This is a genomic window from Chelativorans sp. AA-79, from assembly GCF_029457495.1.
Lineage (GTDB): Bacteria > Pseudomonadota > Alphaproteobacteria > Rhizobiales > Rhizobiaceae > Chelativorans.
Genome location: NZ_CP120361.1, coordinates 3750799 through 3771845, shown reverse-complemented (window position 1 = coordinate 3771845; position 21047 = coordinate 3750799). Strand labels below are relative to the sequence as shown.

The 21047-nt window shown below is 63.3% G+C and carries 21 protein-coding genes; 8 read left to right on the top strand and 13 right to left on the bottom strand.

Going from position 1 to position 21047, the window contains the following annotated elements; translation table 11 throughout:
* Nucleotides 1-11: 11 nt before the first annotated feature.
* The 5 genes from PVE73_RS18550 to PVE73_RS18530 form a co-directional block, all read right to left on the bottom strand.
* The gene (locus PVE73_RS18550; RefSeq protein WP_277363657.1) at nt 12-719 is read right to left on the bottom strand and encodes an ABC transporter ATP-binding protein; all 708 of its coding nucleotides are present in this window, start codon (nt 717-719) and stop codon (nt 12-14) included.
* Nucleotides 712-2478, bottom strand: a complete 1767-nt coding sequence (locus tag PVE73_RS18545; protein WP_277363656.1) for a branched-chain amino acid ABC transporter ATP-binding protein/permease — start codon at nt 2476-2478, stop codon at nt 712-714. The genes PVE73_RS18550 and PVE73_RS18545 overlap by 8 nt, the downstream gene beginning before the upstream one ends.
* On the bottom strand, nt 2478-3434 hold the full coding sequence (locus PVE73_RS18540) for a branched-chain amino acid ABC transporter permease (RefSeq protein ID WP_277363655.1): 957 nt from the start codon (nt 3432-3434) through the stop codon (nt 2478-2480). Before PVE73_RS18540 ends, PVE73_RS18545 begins: the two co-directional genes overlap by 1 nt.
* Before the next feature lie 287 nt (nt 3435-3721).
* Nucleotides 3722-4471 (bottom strand): SDR family oxidoreductase, encoded by a 750-nt coding sequence (locus PVE73_RS18535; protein ID WP_277363654.1) that lies wholly within the window; start codon nt 4469-4471, stop codon nt 3722-3724.
* Between the two features lie 155 nt (nt 4472-4626).
* Nucleotides 4627-6093, bottom strand: coding sequence for an aldehyde dehydrogenase (locus PVE73_RS18530; protein WP_277363653.1), 1467 nt, complete (start codon nt 6091-6093; stop codon nt 4627-4629).
* Nucleotides 6094-6236: 143 nt separating this feature from the next.
* On the opposite strand from PVE73_RS18530, the gene PVE73_RS18525 reads away from it, so the two are divergent.
* The 5 genes from PVE73_RS18525 (at nt 6237) to PVE73_RS18505 (ending at nt 10869) form a co-directional block, all read left to right on the top strand.
* The gene (locus tag PVE73_RS18525) at nt 6237-7496 is read left to right on the top strand and encodes an ABC transporter substrate-binding protein (protein WP_277363652.1); all 1260 of its coding nucleotides are present in this window, start codon (nt 6237-6239) and stop codon (nt 7494-7496) included.
* 91 nt (nt 7497-7587) lie between these two features.
* The gene (locus PVE73_RS18520) at nt 7588-8448 is read left to right on the top strand and encodes a branched-chain amino acid ABC transporter permease (protein ID WP_277363651.1); all 861 of its coding nucleotides are present in this window, start codon (nt 7588-7590) and stop codon (nt 8446-8448) included.
* Nucleotides 8445-9419, top strand: a complete 975-nt coding sequence (locus PVE73_RS18515; protein WP_277363650.1) for a branched-chain amino acid ABC transporter permease — start codon at nt 8445-8447, stop codon at nt 9417-9419. Before PVE73_RS18520 ends, PVE73_RS18515 begins: the two co-directional genes overlap by 4 nt.
* Nucleotides 9416-10138, top strand: coding sequence for an ABC transporter ATP-binding protein (locus tag PVE73_RS18510; protein ID WP_277363649.1), 723 nt, complete (start codon nt 9416-9418; stop codon nt 10136-10138). The genes PVE73_RS18515 and PVE73_RS18510 overlap by 4 nt, the downstream gene beginning before the upstream one ends.
* A 29-nt stretch (nt 10139-10167) precedes the next feature.
* Nucleotides 10168-10869: an ABC transporter ATP-binding protein gene (locus tag PVE73_RS18505; protein WP_277367506.1), complete on the top strand. Its 702-nt coding sequence runs from the start codon at nt 10168-10170 to the stop codon at nt 10867-10869.
* 55 nt (nt 10870-10924) lie between these two features.
* Here PVE73_RS18505 and PVE73_RS18500 read toward each other — a convergent pair whose 3' ends face one another.
* From PVE73_RS18500 to PVE73_RS18475, 6 genes are all read right to left on the bottom strand, one after another.
* Nucleotides 10925-11725 (bottom strand): N-acyl homoserine lactonase family protein, encoded by an 801-nt coding sequence (locus PVE73_RS18500; protein ID WP_277363648.1) that lies wholly within the window; start codon nt 11723-11725, stop codon nt 10925-10927.
* A 116-nt stretch (nt 11726-11841) separates the two neighbouring features.
* The gene (locus tag PVE73_RS18495) at nt 11842-12684 is read right to left on the bottom strand and encodes an alpha/beta hydrolase (protein ID WP_277363647.1); all 843 of its coding nucleotides are present in this window, start codon (nt 12682-12684) and stop codon (nt 11842-11844) included.
* The gene (locus PVE73_RS18490) at nt 12677-13075 is read right to left on the bottom strand and encodes a hypothetical protein (protein WP_277363646.1); all 399 of its coding nucleotides are present in this window, start codon (nt 13073-13075) and stop codon (nt 12677-12679) included. The genes PVE73_RS18495 and PVE73_RS18490 overlap by 8 nt, the downstream gene beginning before the upstream one ends.
* Nucleotides 13076-13212: 137 nt before the next feature.
* Nucleotides 13213-13611 (bottom strand): cupin domain-containing protein, encoded by a 399-nt coding sequence (locus tag PVE73_RS18485; RefSeq protein ID WP_277363645.1) that lies wholly within the window; start codon nt 13609-13611, stop codon nt 13213-13215.
* 255 nt (nt 13612-13866) lie between these two features.
* Nucleotides 13867-14775, bottom strand: a complete 909-nt coding sequence (locus tag PVE73_RS18480) for an NAD(P)-dependent oxidoreductase (RefSeq protein ID WP_277363644.1) — start codon at nt 14773-14775, stop codon at nt 13867-13869.
* Nucleotides 14776-15044: 269 nt separating this feature from the next.
* Nucleotides 15045-15629, bottom strand: coding sequence for a GntR family transcriptional regulator (locus PVE73_RS18475; RefSeq protein WP_277363643.1), 585 nt, complete (start codon nt 15627-15629; stop codon nt 15045-15047).
* 621 nt (nt 15630-16250) lie between these two features.
* Here PVE73_RS18475 and PVE73_RS18470 point away from each other — a divergent pair.
* The 3 genes from PVE73_RS18470 to PVE73_RS18460 are packed head-to-tail and all read left to right on the top strand — an operon-like array spanning nt 16251 to nt 19261.
* The gene (locus PVE73_RS18470; RefSeq protein WP_277367505.1) at nt 16251-16700 is read left to right on the top strand and encodes a tripartite tricarboxylate transporter TctB family protein; all 450 of its coding nucleotides are present in this window, start codon (nt 16251-16253) and stop codon (nt 16698-16700) included.
* A gap of 10 nt (nt 16701-16710) precedes the next feature.
* A complete protein-coding gene (locus tag PVE73_RS18465) occupies nt 16711-18228 on the top strand; it encodes a tripartite tricarboxylate transporter permease (RefSeq protein ID WP_277363642.1) in 1518 nt (505 codons plus the stop codon).
* A 46-nt stretch (nt 18229-18274) separates the two neighbouring features.
* Nucleotides 18275-19261, top strand: a complete 987-nt coding sequence (locus tag PVE73_RS18460) for a tripartite tricarboxylate transporter substrate binding protein (protein WP_277363641.1) — start codon at nt 18275-18277, stop codon at nt 19259-19261.
* 73 nt (nt 19262-19334) lie between these two features.
* On the opposite strand, the gene PVE73_RS18455 is transcribed toward PVE73_RS18460, so the two are convergent.
* Together PVE73_RS18455 and PVE73_RS18450 are read right to left on the bottom strand one after the other, a co-directional pair.
* Nucleotides 19335-20078, bottom strand: a complete 744-nt coding sequence (locus PVE73_RS18455) for a sulfite exporter TauE/SafE family protein (protein ID WP_277363640.1) — start codon at nt 20076-20078, stop codon at nt 19335-19337.
* 187 nt (nt 20079-20265) lie between these two features.
* The gene (locus tag PVE73_RS18450) at nt 20266-20958 is read right to left on the bottom strand and encodes a GntR family transcriptional regulator (protein WP_277363639.1); all 693 of its coding nucleotides are present in this window, start codon (nt 20956-20958) and stop codon (nt 20266-20268) included.
* Between the last annotated feature and the right edge of the window lie 89 nt (nt 20959-21047).

Sequence of the window (21047 nt, the reverse complement as noted above, 5' to 3'; positions counted from 1 at the left end):
CATTCGGGCAGTTACATGCCCAGATAGGCTTGCCGGATGCGGTCGTCGGCCCGAAGGGCTTGGCTGTCGCCTTCGAGGACGACGCGTCCTGTCTCCAGCACATAGCCGTGGTCGGCGAACTGCAGGGCCTCGGCGACACGCTGCTCGACAAGTAGAATGGTCAATCCCGTGTCCTTGCGGATCTCGATGAGCTTGTCGAAAACGAAATCGGCGATGGCAGGCGCCAGACCCATCGAAGGCTCGTCGAGCATCAGGAGCTTTGGCGCTGATGCCAGGCCGCGGCCGATCGCCAGCATCTGCTGCTCGCCACCGGAGAGCGTGCCGGCGAGCTGGTCCGCACGCTCGCGCAGGACGGGCAGCCAGGCGAATATCTTCTCGATGTTCGCCTTCCAAGATTTCCGGCCGGCTTCCGTGAAGGCACCCATTTCCAGATTCTCCAGAACCGTCAGCGAGGCGAATACTTGGCGTCCCTCCGGGACATGGGCGATGCCGAGATGCGGGCGAGCCGACGGGGAGACCTTGAGGAGGTCGTCGCCCTCGAAGCGGATGGTGCCGCCCATCGCGGAGACGGTCCCCGAAATGGTCTTGAAGAGGGTGGTCTTGCCCGCACCGTTCGGCCCGACGATCGAGACGAACTGGCCTGCACCGACGGAGATCGAAACCTCCCGCAGCACCGGTACCTCGGAATAGCCCGATGTGAGCTTGCTGATCTCAAGCATTGGCGGCCCACTTCGCTCCAAGATATGCCTCGATCACGCGCGGGTCCCGGGTGATCTCCTGTGGCTCGCCCTCGGTGAGGAGCTGCCCGTGATCCAGCACCAGGAACCGGTCTACGAGCTGCACCATGGCCTGCATGGTGTGCTCGATGATGACGATGGTGAACCCCGTGGCGGCGAGCTCGCGGATGACCTCGACCACCTCTTTGGCCTCATCGCTGCCGAGCCCTGCGAGCGTTTCGTCCAACAGGAGGATTTCCGGCTGTCCGGCAATCGCGCGCGCAAGTTCCATCAGGCGCAGCTCCTTGGTGGTAAGCGCGGAGGCCACGCGATCGGAGATCGGGGCAAGCCCCACGCGCCTGACGGCCTCACGTGCGATCCGCTCCGCATGCTCCTCGTCCTTCGCCTTCACATAGGCACCGACCTTGACGTTGTTGGCCACGCTCCAGCGCTTGAACGGCCGCATGATCTGGAAGGTGCGCCCGATGCCCGCCTTGCAGACATAATGGGGCTTGCGGCCGGCGAGATCCTCCCCGTGTAGCAGAACCTGGCCGCTGTCCGGCCTTTGGAAGCCGTTCAGCAGGTTGAAGAGCGTCGTCTTGCCTGCGCCGTTCGGGCCGATGATGCCGAGGATCTCCCCCTTGCGCACGGTGAAGCTCACGTCCTGGACGGCCTTCAAGCCACCGAAGCTCTTGGAGACGTTGCGCACGTCGAGCACGATCTCGTCCGACACCCTGCGCGTCGACGCTTGAGCTATGCCTCCGCGGTCTACGATTCCCCCCGTCGCTTGCTCGGAGTCGGGGGCAGAAGAGGAGGGGCGCCATGCGCGAAACAGGTCGCGACCTTTCCAGAAGACGCCCTCCGGCGCGGCGATGATGAGAACGATGATGGCAAGGCCGTAGACGACGCCCTGGATCCCCGGCAGATAGGAGCCGAGCTCGGCATGCAGCACTTCGGCGATCGGGATCAGGAAGGCAGCCCCGATGATCGGCCCCCAGACGGTACCCACGCCGCCAAACATGGCGACCGTCAGCGCCTGCGCGGAGACCAGCATTCCGAAGACGGAATTGGGCGTGATGACGAGGATCACCACCGCATAGAACGAGCCGACGGCGCCGGCAATGGCGCCGCTGAGTGCGATCGCCCTCAATTTCCAGCGCAGCACGTCCACCCCCGCGGCGTCCGCGGCCGCCTCGTTCTGCTTGATTGCGACCAGCGACATGCCGAAGCGCGAGCGCTCGACCCACCGGCTGACGACGACGACGATCGCAAGCAGGCCGAGGGCCAGCACGGTGTAGACCCGGCCGTCCCGGAACTGCATGTAGGCTGCCGGGTTCTCGAGCACGCGCGGGATGGTGATTTCCGGATAGCCGAGCCACTGGAACACGTAATACATGGCGAGCGGATAGGCGAGCATGGACAGCGCGAAATAGTGGCCGCGCAGGCGGAAGGTCGGCAGGCCTATGAGGATGCCCGCAAGCGCCCCGATGAGTGCAGAAGCCGGCAGCATGATCCAGGGAGACAGACCCAGACTGATCTGCGCCAGCACGGTCGCGAATGCGCCCAGCCCGAAGAACGAAGCATGGCCGAACGAGATCAGCCCCGTATAGCCGCTCAGCATGTTCCAGGAGAGCCCGAAGCTCGCCCATACGAGCACAAGGGTTATGATGAGCTGGTGGTACGAATTCGTCACGAGCATCGCTATGACGAGATAGACCGCCGCGAAGACGAAGAACGGTACGAGAGAGCGCACAAAGGCCATCACGTACGCTCCGAGACGCGGCCGAAGAAGCCCTGCGGACGCCAGATCACGATCAGGAGAAAGAAGACGAAGATCGTGGCGTTCTGCAGCTGGGTCGGCAGCACGAGAATGGAAAGCTGCTGCACCAGCCCGATCGCCATGCCGCCCCAGAAGGCGCCTATGATGCTTCCGATCCCGCCGAGCACGACGCCGGCATACATGATGATGACGTATTCAAGGCCGACGAAGGGATGGAAAGGATAGTTGGTGGCGAGCAGGCCGCCGGCTGCCGCCGTCACCGCCGTACCGAGGGCAAAGGCGATGCGGTGGGCGTGATCGACATTGATGCCCATATAGGTCGAGGCTTCCGGATTGTCGGCCGCCGCCCGCAGCGACTTGCCGAGCCGCGAGCGCGAAATCATCAGCCAGAGCGCGAAAATGATGACGGCCGAGATCAGCGCCGCCACGACGCGCGCCTTGTTGAAGAAGACGGCCATCACGTCTCCAAGCGGCAGCATCCACGCGTCGCCCGTGAGCGGTGTCCTCACCGATATGAGCTGTGCTCCGAACAGGATCATGGCGCCGTTCTGAAGCACGAGAGCGATGCCGAGGGTCAGAATGAGCTGGGCATAGTGACCTTCTGCCTCCATTTCCGCCGTACGGATGCCGGTGACCTGACTGATAAGAAGCCGGTGGACGCCATAGCCGAATGCGAAAAGCAGGGGAGCGGCGACGATCACCGCGACATAGGGGCCGACCACGCTGCCGAACAGCGCCTGCACGCCGAAGGTCACGAGCAGATAATAGGCGGCATACATGCCCAGCATCATGAAATCGCCTTGGGCGAAGTTGATGACCCGCATGATGCCGAAGATCATGGCGAGGCCCACGCACATCAGCCCGTAGATCGCGCCCACGAGGATGCCGGTCGCCAGGGCCTGCAGTATGCTTTCGGTAAGTATCTGCGCGTCTGTCATGGCCAGGGCACCTGGACGGTTGTCGCATGGCCGCGACCCTGCCGGCCTTGCGCAGTCTGCAGGGAGAGATGCGCATGGCGTCGCGTGGCCACCGCCCGCCCGTCTTCCCGATACGCCCCTCGTGCCTTTCCTGCCATTCGGCTGCTTCCTCCCATTGCGGCGCGTATATCGACCGTCAACGAACCCAAATCCGCTTCCGCAACTTGCCTCTTTGCCTGCTGCGGTGGGCCTGCGCCCTGTATGCCGCTCTCCCAGGCCAGTTGGCGTCCCGTCCAGTCCGTGCAGCCTCAGGGGCCGGTGATCGTCATGCCGGAATCGATCTTCAGCGTGACCCCGGTGATGCTCTTCGCCTCATCCGATGCCAGGAATACCGCGGCATCCGCGATCTCCTCGGCAGTCGGCAGGCGCTTCAACACGGATTTCCCGGCGCGGCTTTTCCACCCGCTCGCATCGATGACGGAATTGGCGCCAGGGGTCGGCACCGAGCCTGGCGCCAGCGCGTTGACGCGGATCCCGTGCGGCCCGAGTTCGGCCGCCTGTTGGCGGGTGAGGGCGTCGATGGCGCCCTTGATCGAGGTGTAGACGGCGGCGTTCGGAATTGCCATGGACACCGCGATGGAGGACAGGTTGATGATGCAGCCCCCGCCGCGCCGGATCAGGTGCGGCGTGGCCGCCTGAAAGCACCAGTAGACGCCCTTGATACCGACATCGAGCATCTGCGAAGCAATGTCCTCGGGAAATTCGGCCAACGGCGCGTAGTGGAATCGGACTGCATTGTTGACCAGTATGTCGAGCCCGCCGGATGCTTCCGCATGCGCATCGACGGCGTGCCGGACCGCCATGCGGTCCGCGACGTTGCATTCATAGGCGTGGATGTCGAGGCCTTTCGCATCGTCGATCGCCCTCCCCAGAAGGTCGGCATTGATGTCGGCCACGCCGACCCGGGCACCCTCCCGAGCCATGGCAAGCGCAATCGCAAGACCGATGCCACCGGCGGCGCCCGTGACAAATGCGGCCCTCCCCTGAAGGCGACCCATAGCTCCTCCCCATACTGCTTACAGCACCAAGTCACCGGTTGAAGTACTACGATAATACAATCATATTCTGAAAGCGCAACTGGCTTTCCTGCGCCGCGAACACATCCGGACCGGTGGGGAACGGCGCGGGGAGGAATCCGCCGCGCCATGCAGGCTCACCGGATGATGAACGGATTGGCGACGGAGGTCTCGGTGGCGATCCAGACGGACTTCACCTGAAGATATTCCTTGATGGCTTCCAGTCCGCTTTCGCGTCCGATTCCGCTGCGCTTGTAACCGCCGAAGGGCGAGGTGTAGCTGACGGCCCGGTACGTATTGACCCAAATGGTGCCCGCCCGCAGTCGCTCCGACATCTTGAGCGCCCTCGCCATATCCCTGGTCCAGACACCGGCGGCGAGACCGAACTGTATATCGTTGGCGATGCGAACGGCATCCTCGTCGTCCTCGAAGGGGATGACCGCCAGTACCGGGCCGAACACCTCCTCCTGGGCAATGCGCATCCTGTTCGTCACGTCGGTGAAGATCGTCGGCTCCACGAACTGTCCTCCGGGCGCATCGGCAACGGGCTTTCCGCCGAGCACGCAGCGCGCGCCTTCCTCGCGCGCGATGGCAATGTAGTCGAGCACCTTCTTGAACTGGGCCGGCGTGGTGACCGGGCCGACATTGGTATCGGACAGCATTGGGTCGCCGATCTTGGCCGCCCGGGCGACCTCGAGCAGCCGCTCCATGAACCTATCGTGGATCGAGCGTTGCAGGAGCAGGCGCGAGCCCGCGATGCAGGTCTGTCCGGTCGCGGCGAAGATGCCCGAAATGGCGCCCATCACCGCCGCCTCCATGTCCGCATCCTCGAAGACGATGTTGGGCGACTTTCCGCCGAGCTCCAGCGACACGTCCTTGATCTGGCGGGCCGCCGATTCGTAGACCTTCTGGCCGCCGACATCGGAGCCGGTGAAGGCGATCTTCGCGACGTCCGGATGTTCGACCAGTGCCGCCCCGGCATCCGCGCCAAAGCCGGTCACCGTGTTGACGACGCCGGCCGGAAACTCTGCTTTCTCGAACAGAGTCATGAATTCCAGCGTGGAGGCAGAGGTGTGTTCGGACGGTTTGATCACCGCCGTATTGCCCGCCGCAAGCGCTGCCGCCAGTTTCCAGGAAAGCAGGAGCAGCGGGGAGTTCCACGGCGTGATCATGCCGACCACGCCGAGCGGCTCGTAACGAGTGAAGTTGAAGATGCCCGCCTTGTCCGACGGGATGACTGCGCCTTCCACCTTGTCGGCGAGGCCGCCATAATAGCGGTACCATTCGGCCAGGTAGCGGGTCTGCGACAGCATTTCGGCATAGAGCTTGCCGTTGTCGCGCACCTCGATCTCGGCCAAGTGCTCGGCCTTCTCCTCTATCATATCGGCCAGTCGGTAGAGCGTCTTGCCCCGGGTCGACGGCTTGAGCGCGCTCCAGGTCTCGAATGCTTCGCGCGCCGCCGATACCGCCCGGTCGATGTCCTGTTTCGAGCCGCGGGCAATCTTTGCCCAAGGCTGGCCGGTATAGGGGTTGACGGTTTCGAAAAAGTCGCCGGAGGCCGGATCCGTAAATGCGCCCGCGATGAAGTGACCGTAGCGTTCCATGTTTGCCTGCCCTTCGCGATGATTGTGAGTTCGGCAGGGTGGCAGAAAACGCAAAAATCGTCTACCGTATGATTGTATTATTACTTCTTGACTGCGCCCGGCGGGAAGAGGAAACTTCGGGCGAAAGAATGGGAGGAAAAGTCATGAAGTTCGATAAGAACGAATCCAACAAGGCGGCTGCTGTGCAAGAGCGGCAGGCCGGCCTCAGGCCCAATCGCCGCACGGTGTTGGCCACCGGCGCGGCGATCCTCGCAACGCCTTACATTTCGCGGCTGGCGCGAGCGCAGGACGGCATCAATGTGGGCGTGGTGGTCCCGCTGTCCGGCGCCAATGCCCAGTTCGGTGTCAACTCGCGCAACGGTATCGAGATGGTCGCCGAGCAGATCAACGCCAATGGCGGCATCAAGGCGCTTGGCGGCGCGAAGATCAACCTGATCGTTGCCGATTCAACCTCAACGCCGACGACGGCGGCCACCGTCGGGCAGCGCATGATCACGCAGAACAATGTGGTGGCGATCCTCGGCGCCTACGCCTCCTCGCTGACGCTGGCCCTGTCGGAGGTGACGGAGCGGCGGCGCATCCCCCTCATGACCATGTCCTTCTCCGATCAGATCACCGGGCGCGGCTTCCGCTACGTCTTCCAGGTCATCAACAAGGCCTCCACGCTGGGGGCGGCGCAACTGGAGGGAACGGCGAAGATCGCCGGCAGTGCGGGACAGGAGCTCCAGAGCATCGCCATCATGTACGAGGACACCGCCTATGGGAGTTCGCAGGCGGCCGGCCTCCGCGACACGGCGGCGAAGCTCGGCATCAAGGTGATGATGGACGAGGCATATCCGCTCGGCATCACCGACGTCACGCCGCTCATCAACCAGCTGCGCGCCACCGACGCGCAGGCCGTCTTCCCCTGCTCCTATTTGAATGACGGGCTGCAGATCATCCGCTCCATGCGCCAGCAGGACATCAATCTTCCGGTGATCGGCGGCGCCGGCGGCTATGTCATCCCGGATTTCAAGGAAGCGCTGGGAGAGTTCGCCGAGGACGTGATGTCCATCGCGCCGGGCAACTACGATCAGGCACCCGAACTCACGGATGCCTTCAGAGAACGCTACGGTTACTTCATGGTGCATGAGGCGCTCGAGCACGCCGTCTGCCTCGACGTTCTGGCCCAGGCGCTCGAGGTCGCGGGGGAGGCCGATCCGGAGGCCGTGCGCGAGGCGCTTTCGAACACGCGCTTCGAGGGTGGATGGTGTGAGGCCATGCCGAACGATGCGGTGGATTTCGACGAGACAGGCCTCAACACGCTGGCGCGCCCCTTGATGGTGCAATGGCGAGGCGAGGATCTCGTCACCGTCTGGCCGGAAGATCTGGCCAAGGGCGAAGCCGTCTGGACCGGCGCTTGATCCAGCCCGAACGCAGCGATCAGCTCCCGCGCGCCCGGCGCGGGAGCGGTTGCGTACGACAATCGAACTTCGTCGTCTTCGGAGTGTTTCGGTGACCTTCGTTCAAGCTGTAATCGACGGGCTGATGATCGGCGGCGTCTACGCCGTCATCTCCATAGGCCTCACCCTCGTCTTCGGCGTGATGGGCATCATCAATTTCGCCCAGGCCGAGTTCCTCATGCTCGGTATGTTCATCGCCTATTTCGCCTGGCAGTTGCTCGGGCTCGATCCCCTTATTGGCTCCTTTCTTTCTTTCGCGCTGATCTTCGGCTTGGGCGTTCTGGTGCAACGGACCCTCATTCAGCGTGTGCTCAACGCACCGCCGCTGGCCCAGATCTTCGTGACGGTGGGTCTCCTCATCGTCATAGAGAATCTTGCCCTGATCGCCTTCGGCTCGGATTTCCGCTCCGTTTCGACGGCGTATCAGACGATGGCGCTGCGGGTAGGTCCGCTTTTCATCAGTGCGCCGTATCTCGCGGCCTTCCTGATGTCTCTCCTGTGCGGTGTCGCGCTCTGGCTCTTCACCAACAGGACCTGGTATGGGCGCGCCATGCGGGCGACCGCCCAGGATCCGATGGCAGCCCACCTGATGGGCATCAACGCCGACCGGATGCGCCAGATCGCCTTCGGTCTCGGCGTGGGGCTGACGGCTTTTGGCGGTGCAGTGATCCTGCCCTACTTCACCGTGCATCCGACGGTCGGCCAGCAATTTGTGGTGCTGATGTTCACGGTGGTGGTGCTGGGAGGCCTCGGCAGCGTGGCGGGCGCGGTCGTGGGCGGGTTGACGGTTGGCGTTATCCAGTCGGTCTCGACGCTGTTCTTCCCGATCCAGCTCCAGAACCTGGTGCTCTTCATCGTCTTCATCACAATGCTGGCGCTGCGTCCGAACGGCCTTCTCGGAGATGTCCGATGAGGTGGTGGATCGCCGGAGTGGCGGCGGTCGCGGTGGCTGCCGCCGTGCCACTCTTTCTCGACCCGTTCGGCTATGCGATCCGGGTGCTGACGCTGGCGCTGCTCTTTGCGGCATTGGGCCAGGCCTGGAACATCGTCGGCGGACTGGCCAACCAGATTTCGCTCGGCCATGCGGCCTTCTTCGGCCTGGGTGCCTACACGTCAACGCTGCTGCTGATCCATTTCAGCGTCTCGCCATGGCTCGGCATGTTCGCGGGGGCGTTGGTCGCGGCGATTGCCGCCTATCTGCTGAGCTTCCCGACCATGCGCCTGCGAGGACACTATTTCGCGCTCGCCACCCTTGCCTTCGGCGAGGTGCTGCGCATCATCGCGATCTCCTGGTCAGATGTGACGGGCGGTCCTGTCGGCCTCTCGGTGCCCTTCGCGATGGAGGATAGCTTCGCGCTCCTCCAGTTCAGGAGCACCTTGCCCTACTACTACATCATTCTCGGGGCGCTCGTGCTCATCTCCTGCGTCTTTCTTGCCATCCGCCACAGCGCGCTCGGCTACCGGCTCCGGGCGGTAAAGGAGAATGTCGAGGCGGCCGAAGTCATCGGCGTCGACACGACGCGAGTGAAGATCATCGCAGCAGTCGTCTCGGCCGCGCTGACAGCGGTCCTCGGCACGCTCTACGCGCAGTTCAATTACTTCTTCGATCCGGATGCCGTATTCGGGATCGTACCGGTCTCCATCCGTGCGGCGATCGTGACGATTCTTGGCGGCACGGGGACGGTAATGGGGCCCATCGTCGGCGCTTTCTTCATCATCCCCGTCGAGGAACTCGCCAACAGCTATCTTTCCTCCCAGATGGCGGGCCTGTCCCAACTTGCCTTCGGTCTTGTGCTGATTGTTGTGATCCTGATTCAGCCACGCGGCATTCTGGTGCTGATCAGGGACGGAGCGGCACGCTTCAGAAAAGGCGGCGGGGCATGAGCGGACCAATCCTAGAGATTCGCGGGATCAGTAAGCGCTTCGGCGGGCTGCATGCGCTGGACGACGTTTCCTTCGACGTCGCGAAGGGGGAAATTGTCGGGCTGATCGGTCCAAACGGGGCAGGCAAGTCTACGCTCTTCAACACGCTCGTCGGCCTGCATAAACCCACGGCCGGTACCGTGCGCCTGGAGGACGAGAACATCACGGGCCTCAAGCCGCATCGCATAGCTGAGCGCGGCATGACCAAGACCTTCCAGAACGTCGCGCTCTTTGCGGAGACCTCGGTGCTCGACAACGTGTTGATCGGGGCCCTTCTGCGCGAGAACGTCACCGACGCCCGTGCCATCGCGCGAACCTGCCTGGAGCGGGTGGGGCTTGCCGGCGTGGCGGAGAAGGCGGCGAGCGATCTTTCCTTTCCCGAGCGCGCCCGAGTCGAGGTGGCGCGCAGCCTTGCGACGCGCCCGAAGGTCCTGCTGCTCGACGAGGTGATGGCCGCGCTCAACCGCGTTGAAATGGAGGAGATCATGGCACTCATCCGCTCGCTGCGGGAGGACGGCCTGACCGTGGTCGTGGTGGAGCACCATATGCACGCCATCATGTCGCTGTGCGAGCGCATCGTGGTCCTGACTTTCGGCAGGAAAATCGCCGAAGGCTCGCCGGAGGAGATATCTCGGAATCAGGAAGTCGTTCGCGCTTATCTGGGCCGAGAATACGCATGAGGGAGGTTAGGCACGTGCCGGGCGAGCCGCTGCTTTCTATAGAGGACCTTTACGCCGGCTATGACGGTGAGGTGCTGCACGGGATTTCGCTGGAGGTGAGGGAAGGGGAGTTCGTCTGCGTCATCGGCGCCAACACGGCGGGCAAGAGCACGCTCCTGCGCACCATCTCGCGCCTGGTCCCGCGCTCGCGCGGCAGGATCGTCTTCGGCGGAACCGATCTCATGCAGCTCCAGCCTTACGAGGTGCCGAAGCTCGGCATCGCCCATGTTCCCGAAAGCCGCCATCTCTTCCCGGATATGACCGTCGAGGAGAACCTCATGCTTGGAGCCTACCCGGTGCGGCGCGATCCCGGACACGCGCGGCGGCTGGAGGAATGCTTCGATCTCTTCCCGCGCCTGAAGGAAAGACGAAACCAGCGCGCAGGGACACTCTCCGGCGGCGAGCAGCAGATGGTCGCACTTGGTCGCGCGATGATGCTCGGCATGCGGATGCTCATCCTTGACGAGCCGAGCCATGGCCTCGCTCCCATTGTCGTTGACCAGGTGCACGATGCGCTGGTGAAGATTCACGAGAGCGGCACTTCCATCCTGCTGGTGGAGCAAAACACTGCGCTCGCGCTGTCCGTAGCATCACGCGGCTATGTACTGGAATCCGGCCGGATCGTGCTGAGCGATACGTCCCAGGCCCTGCGGGAAAACCCGAAGGTCCGCGAGGCCTATCTGGGCCTATAGGGGAGACTCGACGGCGGTTGGGCGCGGCATTTGGGTTGGATGCCGCGCTTTCTGCTTAGGCGTTCGGATCGGCGTCGAGCCGTACCACCACGCCTTCGAGCCCTTGGGCGGCGGCGGGATAGCGGTCGAGGATGATGGGATCATGGCCCGGAATCACGTTCGACCGATCGCTGGCCAGTTCCCACAGCCGTTCATAGCCTTCGAGCGTGTTGGCTAGGCTGTGCATGATGGGAAACGCACGGCCTTGTTCCATATTGGCGTAGAAATGGCTGGCGTCCGAAGCCACGACGAGCCAGCCGCGCCGGGTCCACACGCGCACGACCTGCAGCCCCTTGCTGTGGCCACCGACATGATGAACCGAAATGCCCGGAGCAAGCTCCGCGGCGCCGTCATGAAATTTGACGCGGCCGGCAAAGACCTTCCGGACCATGGCGACGACGTCCTCTTCCTCGAACGGCGCCTTCAATGCCGAATGGCACATGCACCGGCCGGTGCAATAAGCCATTTCAATATCTTGAAGATGATATTTCGCGTTCGGGAAGAGGTTGTAATTGCCACAATGGTCGTAGTGCATGTGCGTGAGGATCACGTCCTCGATCGAATCGGGGTTGATGCCGATGGCCTTCAGGCCTTCGCCCGGAGAACGCAGGAAATCCCGCTGGCGCTTCCTCGCCATCGCCTCGTCGAACCCCGTATCGACGATGAAAGTGCGCCCGTTGCCCCTGATCGCCCAGACGAAATAATCGAGGGGCATTGGCACGTCATGCGGGTCTCCGCCGACGAAATTGTGGGCTGACCGCGCTGCCGGGTTGTGCGCATAGCGGACGGCGAAGACTTCATAGGGTTCAGGCGACATAGCGTTCCCTCCGTCTGATGTTTCGGCAGCCTGACATGCGGCAACGATCGGGAGGTGTTGTTGTGCGGCAGGGTCGCCGCGTGGCGGAACTCCGCTGCCCCGATCGTGTCCGCCAGTCAGTCGGCTGCCATGAAGTCGAGCTCCGGCATCAGATATGTGCGGAAGAGCTCATAATTTTCGATCATCGGAAAATGCCCGATATTCTCCATTTCCGTATAGCGGCAGCCGCGGATCTCCTTGGCGACGGCCTCGGTCATGGCGGGCGTGCAGGAATAGTCGTAACTGCCCGTGAGCAGGCTTACCTTGCACTTGGACGTATCTATTCCCCTGATGTGCTCGCGCGCGTCGAAATCGAAACTGTAGAACATGACGTCACCGCGATACACCCCGGGGCCAGACTGGGCATAGTACCACCAGTTGTCGCGCTTGCCCGCCTCCGGGCTCTGAGGCGCGTTGAGACCCCACGTGTAGGTTGCCACCAGCTCGCCTCCATGGACGGCCGGGTGATGGAGAAACTCGTTGTAGCGTCCAGGCGCATAGGCTGCACTTTCCAATCCGATGACGCCGCGGATCTCGTCCTGGAACTCGCTTGCGACCCTCAGCATGATCGCGCCGCCCATCGAACAGCCCATGAAGACCGGACGCTCGACCCCGAGCGCCCGCCATACAGCTTCGATCGCCGCCAGGTAATCCTCCGTCGTCAACTCGTAGGCCTGCAGCCACCACCCGGTCGGCGGATCGGAGCGGCCGTGCCACGGCATGTCGAAGCAGATGACGCGGAAGCGGTCCGTCACCTCCTTGTCGTTCATGAGATGGCGGTACTGCCGGCTGTCAGCGCCAGCCGTGTGCAGGCAGATCAGCGGAATTCCCTGGCCCGCCTCCTCGACGAAGACGCGATGCTCCTTTCCTTTGATCGACACCTTCATATAGCGGCCGGTGATGGGCTCGAATTCAGGCATGTTGCTTCCCCACGCTGCGCATCAGGCTCATCATCCGGTGCAACGCTCGCGCGTTCTGCATGGCGACCAGCGTGTCGCCCTCCAGCACGAATTCCGGCACGCGCATGATCATGGCGAAGATATCGTGATAAAGCGGCGGCGGCGTCTCGGAGAGAAAACGCTTCCAAAGATCCATCGGGCCCCTTATCTGGAACTGCGTGCGCGTGTCGAAGCGAGGCGAGGGGATGATTTCCTCGATCCGGCCCTTGCGCACCCGCAGGGCATAGCGACGTTCGCCGAAAGTAAGGCCCATATCCACGTCGAACCACTTGCTGATGACGGCAAGCTCCGGATCCCGGCCCACGGTCTCCCTGAAGGCTTCCATCCAGCCTTCGTCCGGAAAGTTCGTCATTGCTCCTCCTCGCACGCAGCTCGCCGCACTTACCTGCCCCGCAGCACCTCCCCCGCTAGCCAGACCGCCCTGCACATCGACCGAAGAGCGCCCGTGCGATCCGGGCGCTGGGCTGTGCTGCGGCGGACGCGGCAGGCTCAGCCGCCGGCATATTGCTCGTCGGTGACGTGCTCCAGCCACTCCACCACGAACCCGTCATGGCCCTCCTGCATGGATATGTGCGTCATCATGTTGTCGGGGGCCGCACCGTGCCAGTGCTTTTCACCAGGCGGGATCCAGACCACGTCGCCTGCCTTGATTTCCCGGATCGGGCCGCCCCACGCCTGGATCCGCCCCATACCCGCCGTCACGAAAAGCGTCTGGCCCATCGGATGCGTGTGCCACGCCGTGCGTGCCCCCGGCTCGAAGGTGACCACATTCGATTTCAACAACGCCGGCTCGGGTGCTTCTATGACCGGATCCTGCCAGACAGTGCCGGTGAAGGCGCTCGCGGGAGCGCGCCGTGATGGCCTGGAGCCACAGGGTATGATTTCCATATTTCTCTCCTCAGTCTTCCGCCCGATCGCCACGCACGGCGCAACACGCCACCGCATTGCCCAGTCAACAGGCCGGTTGCGCATGTGCATTGGCCGCGCAGTTGGCGCTGAGCCAACGGGAAGGATCGCGCTTCCGTCGGTATGCATCACGAGCAGCTTGCTGCGCGGCACGACATTTTCCGCGCAAAATGCAGTCGCTGAACTTCACCACGCAGCCCGGATGAAGTCAATATGATTGTATTACGAGAACGCGGATCAGTCGTTCCCGCCCGAGCGGTCCCTGATCTCGACCCCGTATTTCTCCTCCTCGAGGGTGACGATCCTGGTGAAATCGGAGTCCGGACCGAGCTCGTCGACGGCCTTCTGCCAAGCGTCAAGCACGGTCCTGCAGGCCTCTAGCGACAGGCCCATGCGCTCCGCTTCCTGCATGAAGAGCTGCACATCCTTGTGCATCAGCCCTGTCGCGAAGCCATAATCGAAAGTGCGCGGCAGGATGGAGTTCGGAAACTTCTGCATGGTGGCGGTATTGCGCCCGCTGCCGGCATTGATGACGTCAACCATGATCTTCGGGTCGAGGCCTGCTTTCGCTCCCATGACGATTGCTTCGGAACTGAGCACCATGGCGGCCGCCGAAAGCATGTTGTTGACGAGCTTCATGGTCTGGGCGAGCCCCGGCGTGTCGCTCACATAGAAGGGCTTGCCGATCGCCTCGAGCACGGGCGTGAGCTCGCTGTAGTCCTCATGCGAGCCGGAGAACATGACCGCCACCGTCCCTGCCCTGGCGCCGCCGACGCCGCCGCTGATGGGCGAGTCAATCCAACGGATTCCGCGTTCCTTCAGCCGCTCCGCGATGCTCGCGGCCATCTTGGGGCCGGTCGTGGAAAGGTCCACCACCCGCTTGATGCTGCTGCCCGAGGCGATCCCGTTCTCGCCGAGCGCCACGGCCTCGACGATCGGCGGGGTCGGCAGGGAAAGGAAAATGGTCTCGACGGTGGAAGCAAGCTCGGACGGCGAGGCAGCGGACTTGGCGCCCTGCTTCACGAAGCCCTCCACCGCGCTCTCCCGTGCGTCGTGGACGATGATGGAAAAGCCGGCCTTCATGATATTCTGGGCCATGGGGCTTCCCATATTGCCCAAGCCGATGAATCCGAGTGTCTCGCTCACAGTTACCTCCAGATTGCGCAATCCCGTCACTCGCCTCACCGCGATACCGCTGGTGGACGCGCCGGAAGCGGGGCAGGCGGGAAGATCGGCGGCCGATCCGGGCAGCAGGAGGTGACTTGTGCCTCTTGCGGCCGCGCCGGCGCCGCAACCCGAAGCGAGAATAGCGATTATGTTACGATAATACAATCCCGCTGCGGACGGATTCGCGCATGGTCATGCCGCTGGCGCAAGCCGGCAAGGGGACGGCCCTTCGAGGGGACGGATGCGTGTCAGGCTGCCGACCCCTGCTTCTTGCTCTGGCGGGCATCCATCGAGAAGGTATGCATGGCCGCGGCTGCTGCCCGGCGCACATGGTTGACGGCAAGTGAGCGTGCCTTCTCCGCGTCGCGCTCGTCGAGCGCCGCAACCAGAGCCTCCAGCTCCTTCAGGCTTTGGTTCCAGCGGTTCGGCGCCTGGAGGGACTGCGCGCGCAGCAGCATGGTGCGCGCGTTCAGGAGGTACAGGGTCTTGCCGAGCGCCTCATTTCCGGTACCCGCGACGAGGCACTCGTAGAATTTGTTCTTCAGGGCGATCCGCTTGGCAGCGGCATCCGCCCGCTTGACTTCTGTGAAGGCTGCATGCAGCGCCTGCCGATCCTCGACCGAGGCATGCTCCGCGAAGAGCTGGGCAGCAAGCCCCTCCAGCACCTCGCGCACCTGGTACACGCCGATTGCCTGGGCGGCGGTGATGCGGGAGACGACCGGCCCCTTGTGCGCGATCACTTCGATCAGGCCTTCCGATTCAAGCTGCCGCAGGGCCTCGCGCACCAAGGTCCTGCTGACGCCGGTCAGCTGGCAGAGATCCCGCTCGGGCATTCTTTCCCCGGGCCTGAACCGCCCAGCCGCGATCGCTTGGCGTATGCTCTCCGTCACACCATGACGCAGAGTCGCAGCGGGCCGGGGGACGAGAAACTCCTGATCGGACGCTTTCACTCCAGTCATGCTCTCTGCAGGCCTTTCCGTATCCGTGACGTCAGGCAGATGCCGACAGACAATTCGGCTATCCTGTTCAAGTTCCGTTTGCCGATTATTCCCCACAGGCATAGGCCTGTCCAGCATAATGGATTTCGTCGTATCGTCATACTCCTTGGGCGCTTTTCTGTGCAAGAGACGTGAGATCATGGTGCAGGTCGCTGGCCGACCCGGCATTCCGATAGGCTTCGTCACGTCTGTCCCATCCTCCTTTTTTCGATGAGTTCTCGTGAGTGCGCGAGCTGCTCTCCCTCCTGCCTCCGCCAGTACTGGCTCGTCGCGGTGGGGGCCTCCGACCGGCATATCGCCTCGCGCCGGCACGAGGCAAAGCTGCGCCTAGCGTATGATTGTATTATCTGAATATTGACAGACAAGCATGCATCGTTAGGGTAAAGCGGCTTACCGGGACAACCGGCAGGCCATCCAGGGAACCATACGGAAACGGGTCGGGAGGAGGTCGTGGATATGCATAGAGTCGACCTGCTGTGCGGTGTCGGGCTGGTTCTTTTCGGGTTCCTCCTCATCTTCCTGGTCATTCCGATGGCGACCGAGGATGGGATGCATTTCGGTTTGCCGCCGACATTCTTTCCGACGCTTCTGTCGACGGGAATGGTGGTCTGCGCGGCCGGGCTGGCGATCCATGCGGCTTACCGCATACGTAGCGGGGCCGAGCGGCGGCCGGTCCCGATTACCGGCTGGAACCTTCTGATGTTCGCTTCCTCCATGGCGCTGGTTGTGACCGGCGTGATCATCATCGATCTGCTCAACATCATCGTCGGCGGCCCGTTGCTGATAGCCGGGTTCATGGTCTTTCTCGGCGAGCGCAATCTCCTGCGCATCCTCGCGACCTCGACCCTGCCGGTAGCGGCCGTTTACTTCCTCGCGATCCATGTATTGCGCACGCCGCTTCCGTGACTGAGCCGCCATGATCGACAACATCACCGTTGCCATTTCCGAGACGCTCACGTTCCTTGTTTTCGCCTATGTGCTGCTCGGGGTGCTGCTGGGCTATCTCGTGGGCGCCCTGCCGGGGATGAACCGGACGACGGCGATCGCTGTGGCCATTCCCTTCACCTTCGCCATGTCGCCGGCCATGGCGCTCTCCTTCCTGATAGGCATCAACAAGGGGGGTGCGGCCGGCTCGGCCGTGTCGGCCATTCTGCTCAACGTGCCGGGCGAGCCATCCTCGGTGGTCACCACCTATGACGGCTATCCGATGAGCCGCAAGGGAGAGGCCAGGAAGGCGCTGAACATCGCCGTCTATGCCTCGGTCGCCGGCGACGTCTTCGCCACGCTGATACTGATCGCGCTCGCCCAACCGATGGCCCGCTTCGCCATCGGGCTCGGCCCGATCGAACTGGCATCGATTCTCATATTCTCCATCACCTTCATTGCGGCCGTCTCCGGCGATTCCTTCTTCAAGGCGCTGATCGCCGGTTTTTTGGGGTTGCTTCTTTCCGCGCCGGGTATCGATTCGGAGACCGGCTTGCCCCGGCTTACTTTCGGCATGGTGGAGCTTTATGACGGGATTCCGCTCCTGGCGGTGGCGATCGGCACTCTCGCGCTTTCGGAAATCCTGATCCAGATCGACAATGGCTGGCGCGGGTCCCATGCCGTACCGCGGGCGAGGCTGGACGCCGAGCGGGCCGCCGGCTCGAAAATGTCGCGACCTGAGCTGAAGCGTGTTTCCGGCGCCGTGATGCGCGGCTCGCTGGTGGGCACCGGCATCGGCCTTCTGCCTGGCCTGGGCGCGACGCTCGCCTCGTTCCTGTCCTATACCTGGGTGCGCAACGGCTCGCGCAATCCGGAGCTTTTCGGCCACGGCGCGCCGGAAGGCGTCGCCGCGTCCGAGGCCGCCGACAATGCAACGGTTCCCGCCGCCCTCATCCCAGTCTTCGCGATCGGCGTGCCGGGAAGCCTGTCGACGGCGCTTCTCATGGGCGCTTTCATGATGCACGGGCTGACGCCCGGTCCGTTCCTCTTCCGCGAGAACGGCGAGATCGTTTTCTCGATCTATATCGGCATGATCATGGCCGCGGTCGCGCTGCTCTTCGTCGGGCTCTCCGGCCAGTATCTGTTCCGGATGATCATCCGGGTGCGCGAGACCGTCATCTACCCCGTTATCATCTTTCTGTGCATCGTCGGCGCCTATATGGAAGGCGGCGGCATGTTCGGCGTCTATCTGATGCTGGTGTTCGGCTTCTTTGGATATTTCATGAAGAAGCTGGACTTCTCCTTCGTCACCTTCGTCGTCGGTTACGTTCTCGGCCCGATGGCCGAGCTGACGATCCGGCAGTCGCTTATTCTTTCCGGCGGCAATGCGGCGATCCTGCTCGACCATCCGATCGCGATCGCCTTCCTGCTGCTGTCCGTTTTTTCCATCTGGCGCTTCACTGTGAAAGGTTTGCGCTCGATGGGAAGGAGCCAGCCGGATACCGGCTGAAGAAACCATCAAGAAACTTGGAAGGGAGGAATGCCCGATGATCGGAATGACAAGACGAACGAATCTCATCGCCATGGCAGCAGCGGCGGGTGCGGGCGTGTTTGCGCTCGCCTCGTCGTGGACGGTACCGGCCGAGGCGCAGGAATGGCCCCAGGACGACATCACCATCGTAGTCGCTTACCCTGCTGGAGGCGGCACGGACTCCGCCATCCGCGCCATGACCGAGATTCTCAGCCGCGAGCTCGGCCAGAACATCCTCGTGCAGAATGTCGGCGGCGCAGGCGGTGGCGTGGCGGCGACGCAGGTGATGAGCCGGGATGCGGATGGCTATACGCTGCTCGCCACGAACTCCACTTCCATCACCTTGGCGCCGCTCGTGGAAAGAACCGCCTACGACATCGACGATTTCGAGCACGTCGCCATTTTGGGTGAGTTCCAGAACGCCGTCTTCGCCAACAAGGACATGCCCTTCGGCACGCTCGACGAGTTGGTCGACCTCGTCAAGAACGAGAACCGGCCGATGACCTATGCCAGCCAGCTGGCCATCGACCGCCTCCTGATGCAGTACATCGCCAAGGAACGGGGAATAGAACTGCTGCCGCTGCCCGTCAGCGGCGGGAACGGCGCCGTCCAGGCCGTGCTGTCGGGCGATGTCGACGTCTCCTTCTCCGGCGGTTCCTGGGCCCCGCTCGTCAATGCCGGCGACGCGAAGGCCCTGTTCGCGGCCTCGCATGGCCGGCTGAAGGTTGCGCCAGACTTGATTTCCATGGGCGACATGGGCTTTCCCTTCGGTGTGACCAGCCATATCTCGCTGCATGCGCCGGCGGGTACGCCTGAGGAGGTGCTGGAGAAGATCTCCGCCGCCTTCGAGCCCGCTGTCGCAGGCGAGCAGGCCCAGAATGTCGGCGAGACGCGGTTCATGGACATGACCTTCCGCGGGCTCGCCGAGGCGCGCGAGGTGATCCGGAAGGAACGCGAGACCTACCAGGCCATTCTCGATAGCCTGGAGCAGGAAGAAACGAGCGAGCAATAGCCGCCGCCATTCTTGGCCGGGCGCGCTGCCGCGCCCGGCCGGCTTTTGCATTCCGCCAGACGCCGGCTCCGCCTCAGAACAGGAAGGAAAGCGTGAGGGCGAGACCGAGTGTGGCCACGAGGATGCGCATCGGCGTCTCAGGCAGATACCCGCTCAGCCACCCGCCGCAATAGCCGCCCACCAGTCCCCCGGCAAGCACGCTCAGGGCCGCCGGAAGGTCGACAAGCCCTGACAGGAAATAGGGCACGATGGAGGTCGTGTTGATGAAGAAGGCGCTCAGATTCTTCTCCGCATTGGCGCTGCGGATCGACGTCACACCCGACATGGTCAGGACGGTGATGAGAAAGAAGCCGAGCCCGGCGGCGAAATAGCCTCCATAGAACCCGGTGAGAAACATGAGAAGGATCGTCAGCAGGCCGCGGCCGCGGTGGCCCACCACCAGACGGCTCACCAGCAGCGCCAGGCGATTTCCAAGCGCAATCGCCACCACCGCCAATACCAGCAGAAACGGCACCACCGCAAGAAAGGCGTCCTGCGGGGACAGGATCAGCGCAAACGAACCCATCAGTGCTCCCACAAGCGCAGGGGCGAGGCGGCGGAGGAAGATCAGCGCGCGCCCGGCGAAGAGGTGCCGGTAGAGCCAGGCGGCCGGAAGCTGTGCCGGCCAAAGGGCCACCGTGCTCGTGGCATTGGCGACCACCGGCGGCAGGCCCGAGGCCATGAGCAGAGGAAAGATGAACAGCTTGGCGCCGCCCGCCAGTGCATTGACGGCACCGCCGAGAAGGCCGGCGAGGATGAACAACGCCAGGTCCGGCATGGTCAGGCCGCGCCTGCTGCGGTGCGGCCGCCCGGCCGGCCACCGCCTGCTTCCTTGACCCGTGCGGACGCACGCATCCTCTCGTGCCGCGGCGGTTCCGCGGTCCGGCTACACGTCATGGACCGATTCCGTCCTCCAGTCCCCGGCACCCGATGCGTCCCGCTGCATATCGGCGGAACGCATACATCTAGCCCTGCTTCCGCCCCTCCTGCTTCTGCAACACGCGCATAGCGACAATGCTGGCGGATTCGATGTGCCTGATGCAGGCGCGCTCGGCGCGCTCGGGATCGCGTGCCGCTATTGCATTGCGGATTTCCTCGATCTCGGCGAGGCTCTCATGGACGCGGCCAGGCTGGTTCATGGTGGTCAGCCGCAAGAGCATGATCCGGTTGTGCAGGGTCGTGAGCAGCTTCTCGATGAAGACATTGCGGCTGCCGCGCATCAGGACCGCATAGAAGCGCGACTTGGCGCCGAGCATGTTCGGACCGAAATCGTCCTTCCCGATATCGGCTTTTAGGGCGTCGACCGCCTCGCTGAGTTCCTTGATCTCCTCGTCCGTCGCGTTGCGCGCGAACTCCCTTCCGGCATAACCTTCGAGCAGTGCCCTCACCGCATAGAGCTGCCGGGCCTCCTCCAGGTCGATGACTGCCACGACCGGGCCGCGCTGCGAGACCGTGTCGACGATCCCTTCGGCCTCGAGTTGGCGCAACGCCTCGCGTATGGAGGTGCGGCTGACACCGATCAGCTCGCACAGTTCCCGCTCGACCAGTCTCTGGCCAGGCTGGAAGCGGCCGCGGAGGATCGCAGTGCGTAACCGGTCCTCCACCATGCGCCGCAGCGTCGTCGGCTGGCTTGTGATCTGCAGGTTCTGGTCGTCCATGGCAAAATCAGCTTTTCGGATCCGGCTCTTCATAGTGCACATCTCGGCGCTATGCCACCTGTGACGGACCGTGATCTCCTTGCACTCGA

Excerpts from the sequence above, each read along its gene's own strand:
- PVE73_RS18455 (WP_277363640.1), bottom strand. The coding sequence starts at position 20,078 with ATGCCGGACCTGGCGTTGTTCATCCTCGCCGGCCTTCTCGGCGGTGCC.
- PVE73_RS18540 (WP_277363655.1), bottom strand. The coding sequence starts at position 3,434 with ATGACAGACGCGCAGATACTTACCGAAAGCATACTGCAGGCCCTGGCG.
- PVE73_RS18530 (WP_277363653.1), bottom strand. The coding sequence starts at position 6,093 with ATGGAACGCTACGGTCACTTCATCGCGGGCGCATTTACGGATCCGGCC.
- PVE73_RS18475 (WP_277363643.1), bottom strand. The coding sequence starts at position 15,629 with ATGCCCGAGCGGGATCTCTGCCAGCTGACCGGCGTCAGCAGGACCTTG.
- PVE73_RS18535 (WP_277363654.1), bottom strand. The coding sequence starts at position 4,471 with ATGGGTCGCCTTCAGGGGAGGGCCGCATTTGTCACGGGCGCCGCCGGT.
- PVE73_RS18450 (WP_277363639.1), bottom strand. The coding sequence starts at position 20,958 with ATGGACGACCAGAACCTGCAGATCACAAGCCAGCCGACGACGCTGCGG.
- PVE73_RS18515 (WP_277363650.1), top strand. The coding sequence starts at position 8,445 with ATGAGGTGGTGGATCGCCGGAGTGGCGGCGGTCGCGGTGGCTGCCGCC.
- PVE73_RS18510 (WP_277363649.1), top strand. The coding sequence starts at position 9,416 with ATGAGCGGACCAATCCTAGAGATTCGCGGGATCAGTAAGCGCTTCGGC.
- PVE73_RS18460 (WP_277363641.1), top strand. The coding sequence starts at position 18,275 with ATGACAAGACGAACGAATCTCATCGCCATGGCAGCAGCGGCGGGTGCG.
- PVE73_RS18485 (WP_277363645.1), bottom strand. The coding sequence starts at position 13,611 with ATGGAAATCATACCCTGTGGCTCCAGGCCATCACGGCGCGCTCCCGCG.
- PVE73_RS18545 (WP_277363656.1), bottom strand. The coding sequence starts at position 2,478 with ATGGCCTTTGTGCGCTCTCTCGTACCGTTCTTCGTCTTCGCGGCGGTC.
- PVE73_RS18550 (WP_277363657.1), bottom strand. The coding sequence starts at position 719 with ATGCTTGAGATCAGCAAGCTCACATCGGGCTATTCCGAGGTACCGGTG.
- PVE73_RS18465 (WP_277363642.1), top strand. The coding sequence starts at position 16,711 with ATGATCGACAACATCACCGTTGCCATTTCCGAGACGCTCACGTTCCTT.
- PVE73_RS18490 (WP_277363646.1), bottom strand. The coding sequence starts at position 13,075 with ATGACGAACTTTCCGGACGAAGGCTGGATGGAAGCCTTCAGGGAGACC.
- PVE73_RS18525 (WP_277363652.1), top strand. The coding sequence starts at position 6,237 with ATGAAGTTCGATAAGAACGAATCCAACAAGGCGGCTGCTGTGCAAGAG.
- PVE73_RS18495 (WP_277363647.1), bottom strand. The coding sequence starts at position 12,684 with ATGCCTGAATTCGAGCCCATCACCGGCCGCTATATGAAGGTGTCGATC.
- PVE73_RS18500 (WP_277363648.1), bottom strand. The coding sequence starts at position 11,725 with ATGTCGCCTGAACCCTATGAAGTCTTCGCCGTCCGCTATGCGCACAAC.
- PVE73_RS18470 (WP_277367505.1), top strand. The coding sequence starts at position 16,251 with ATGCATAGAGTCGACCTGCTGTGCGGTGTCGGGCTGGTTCTTTTCGGG.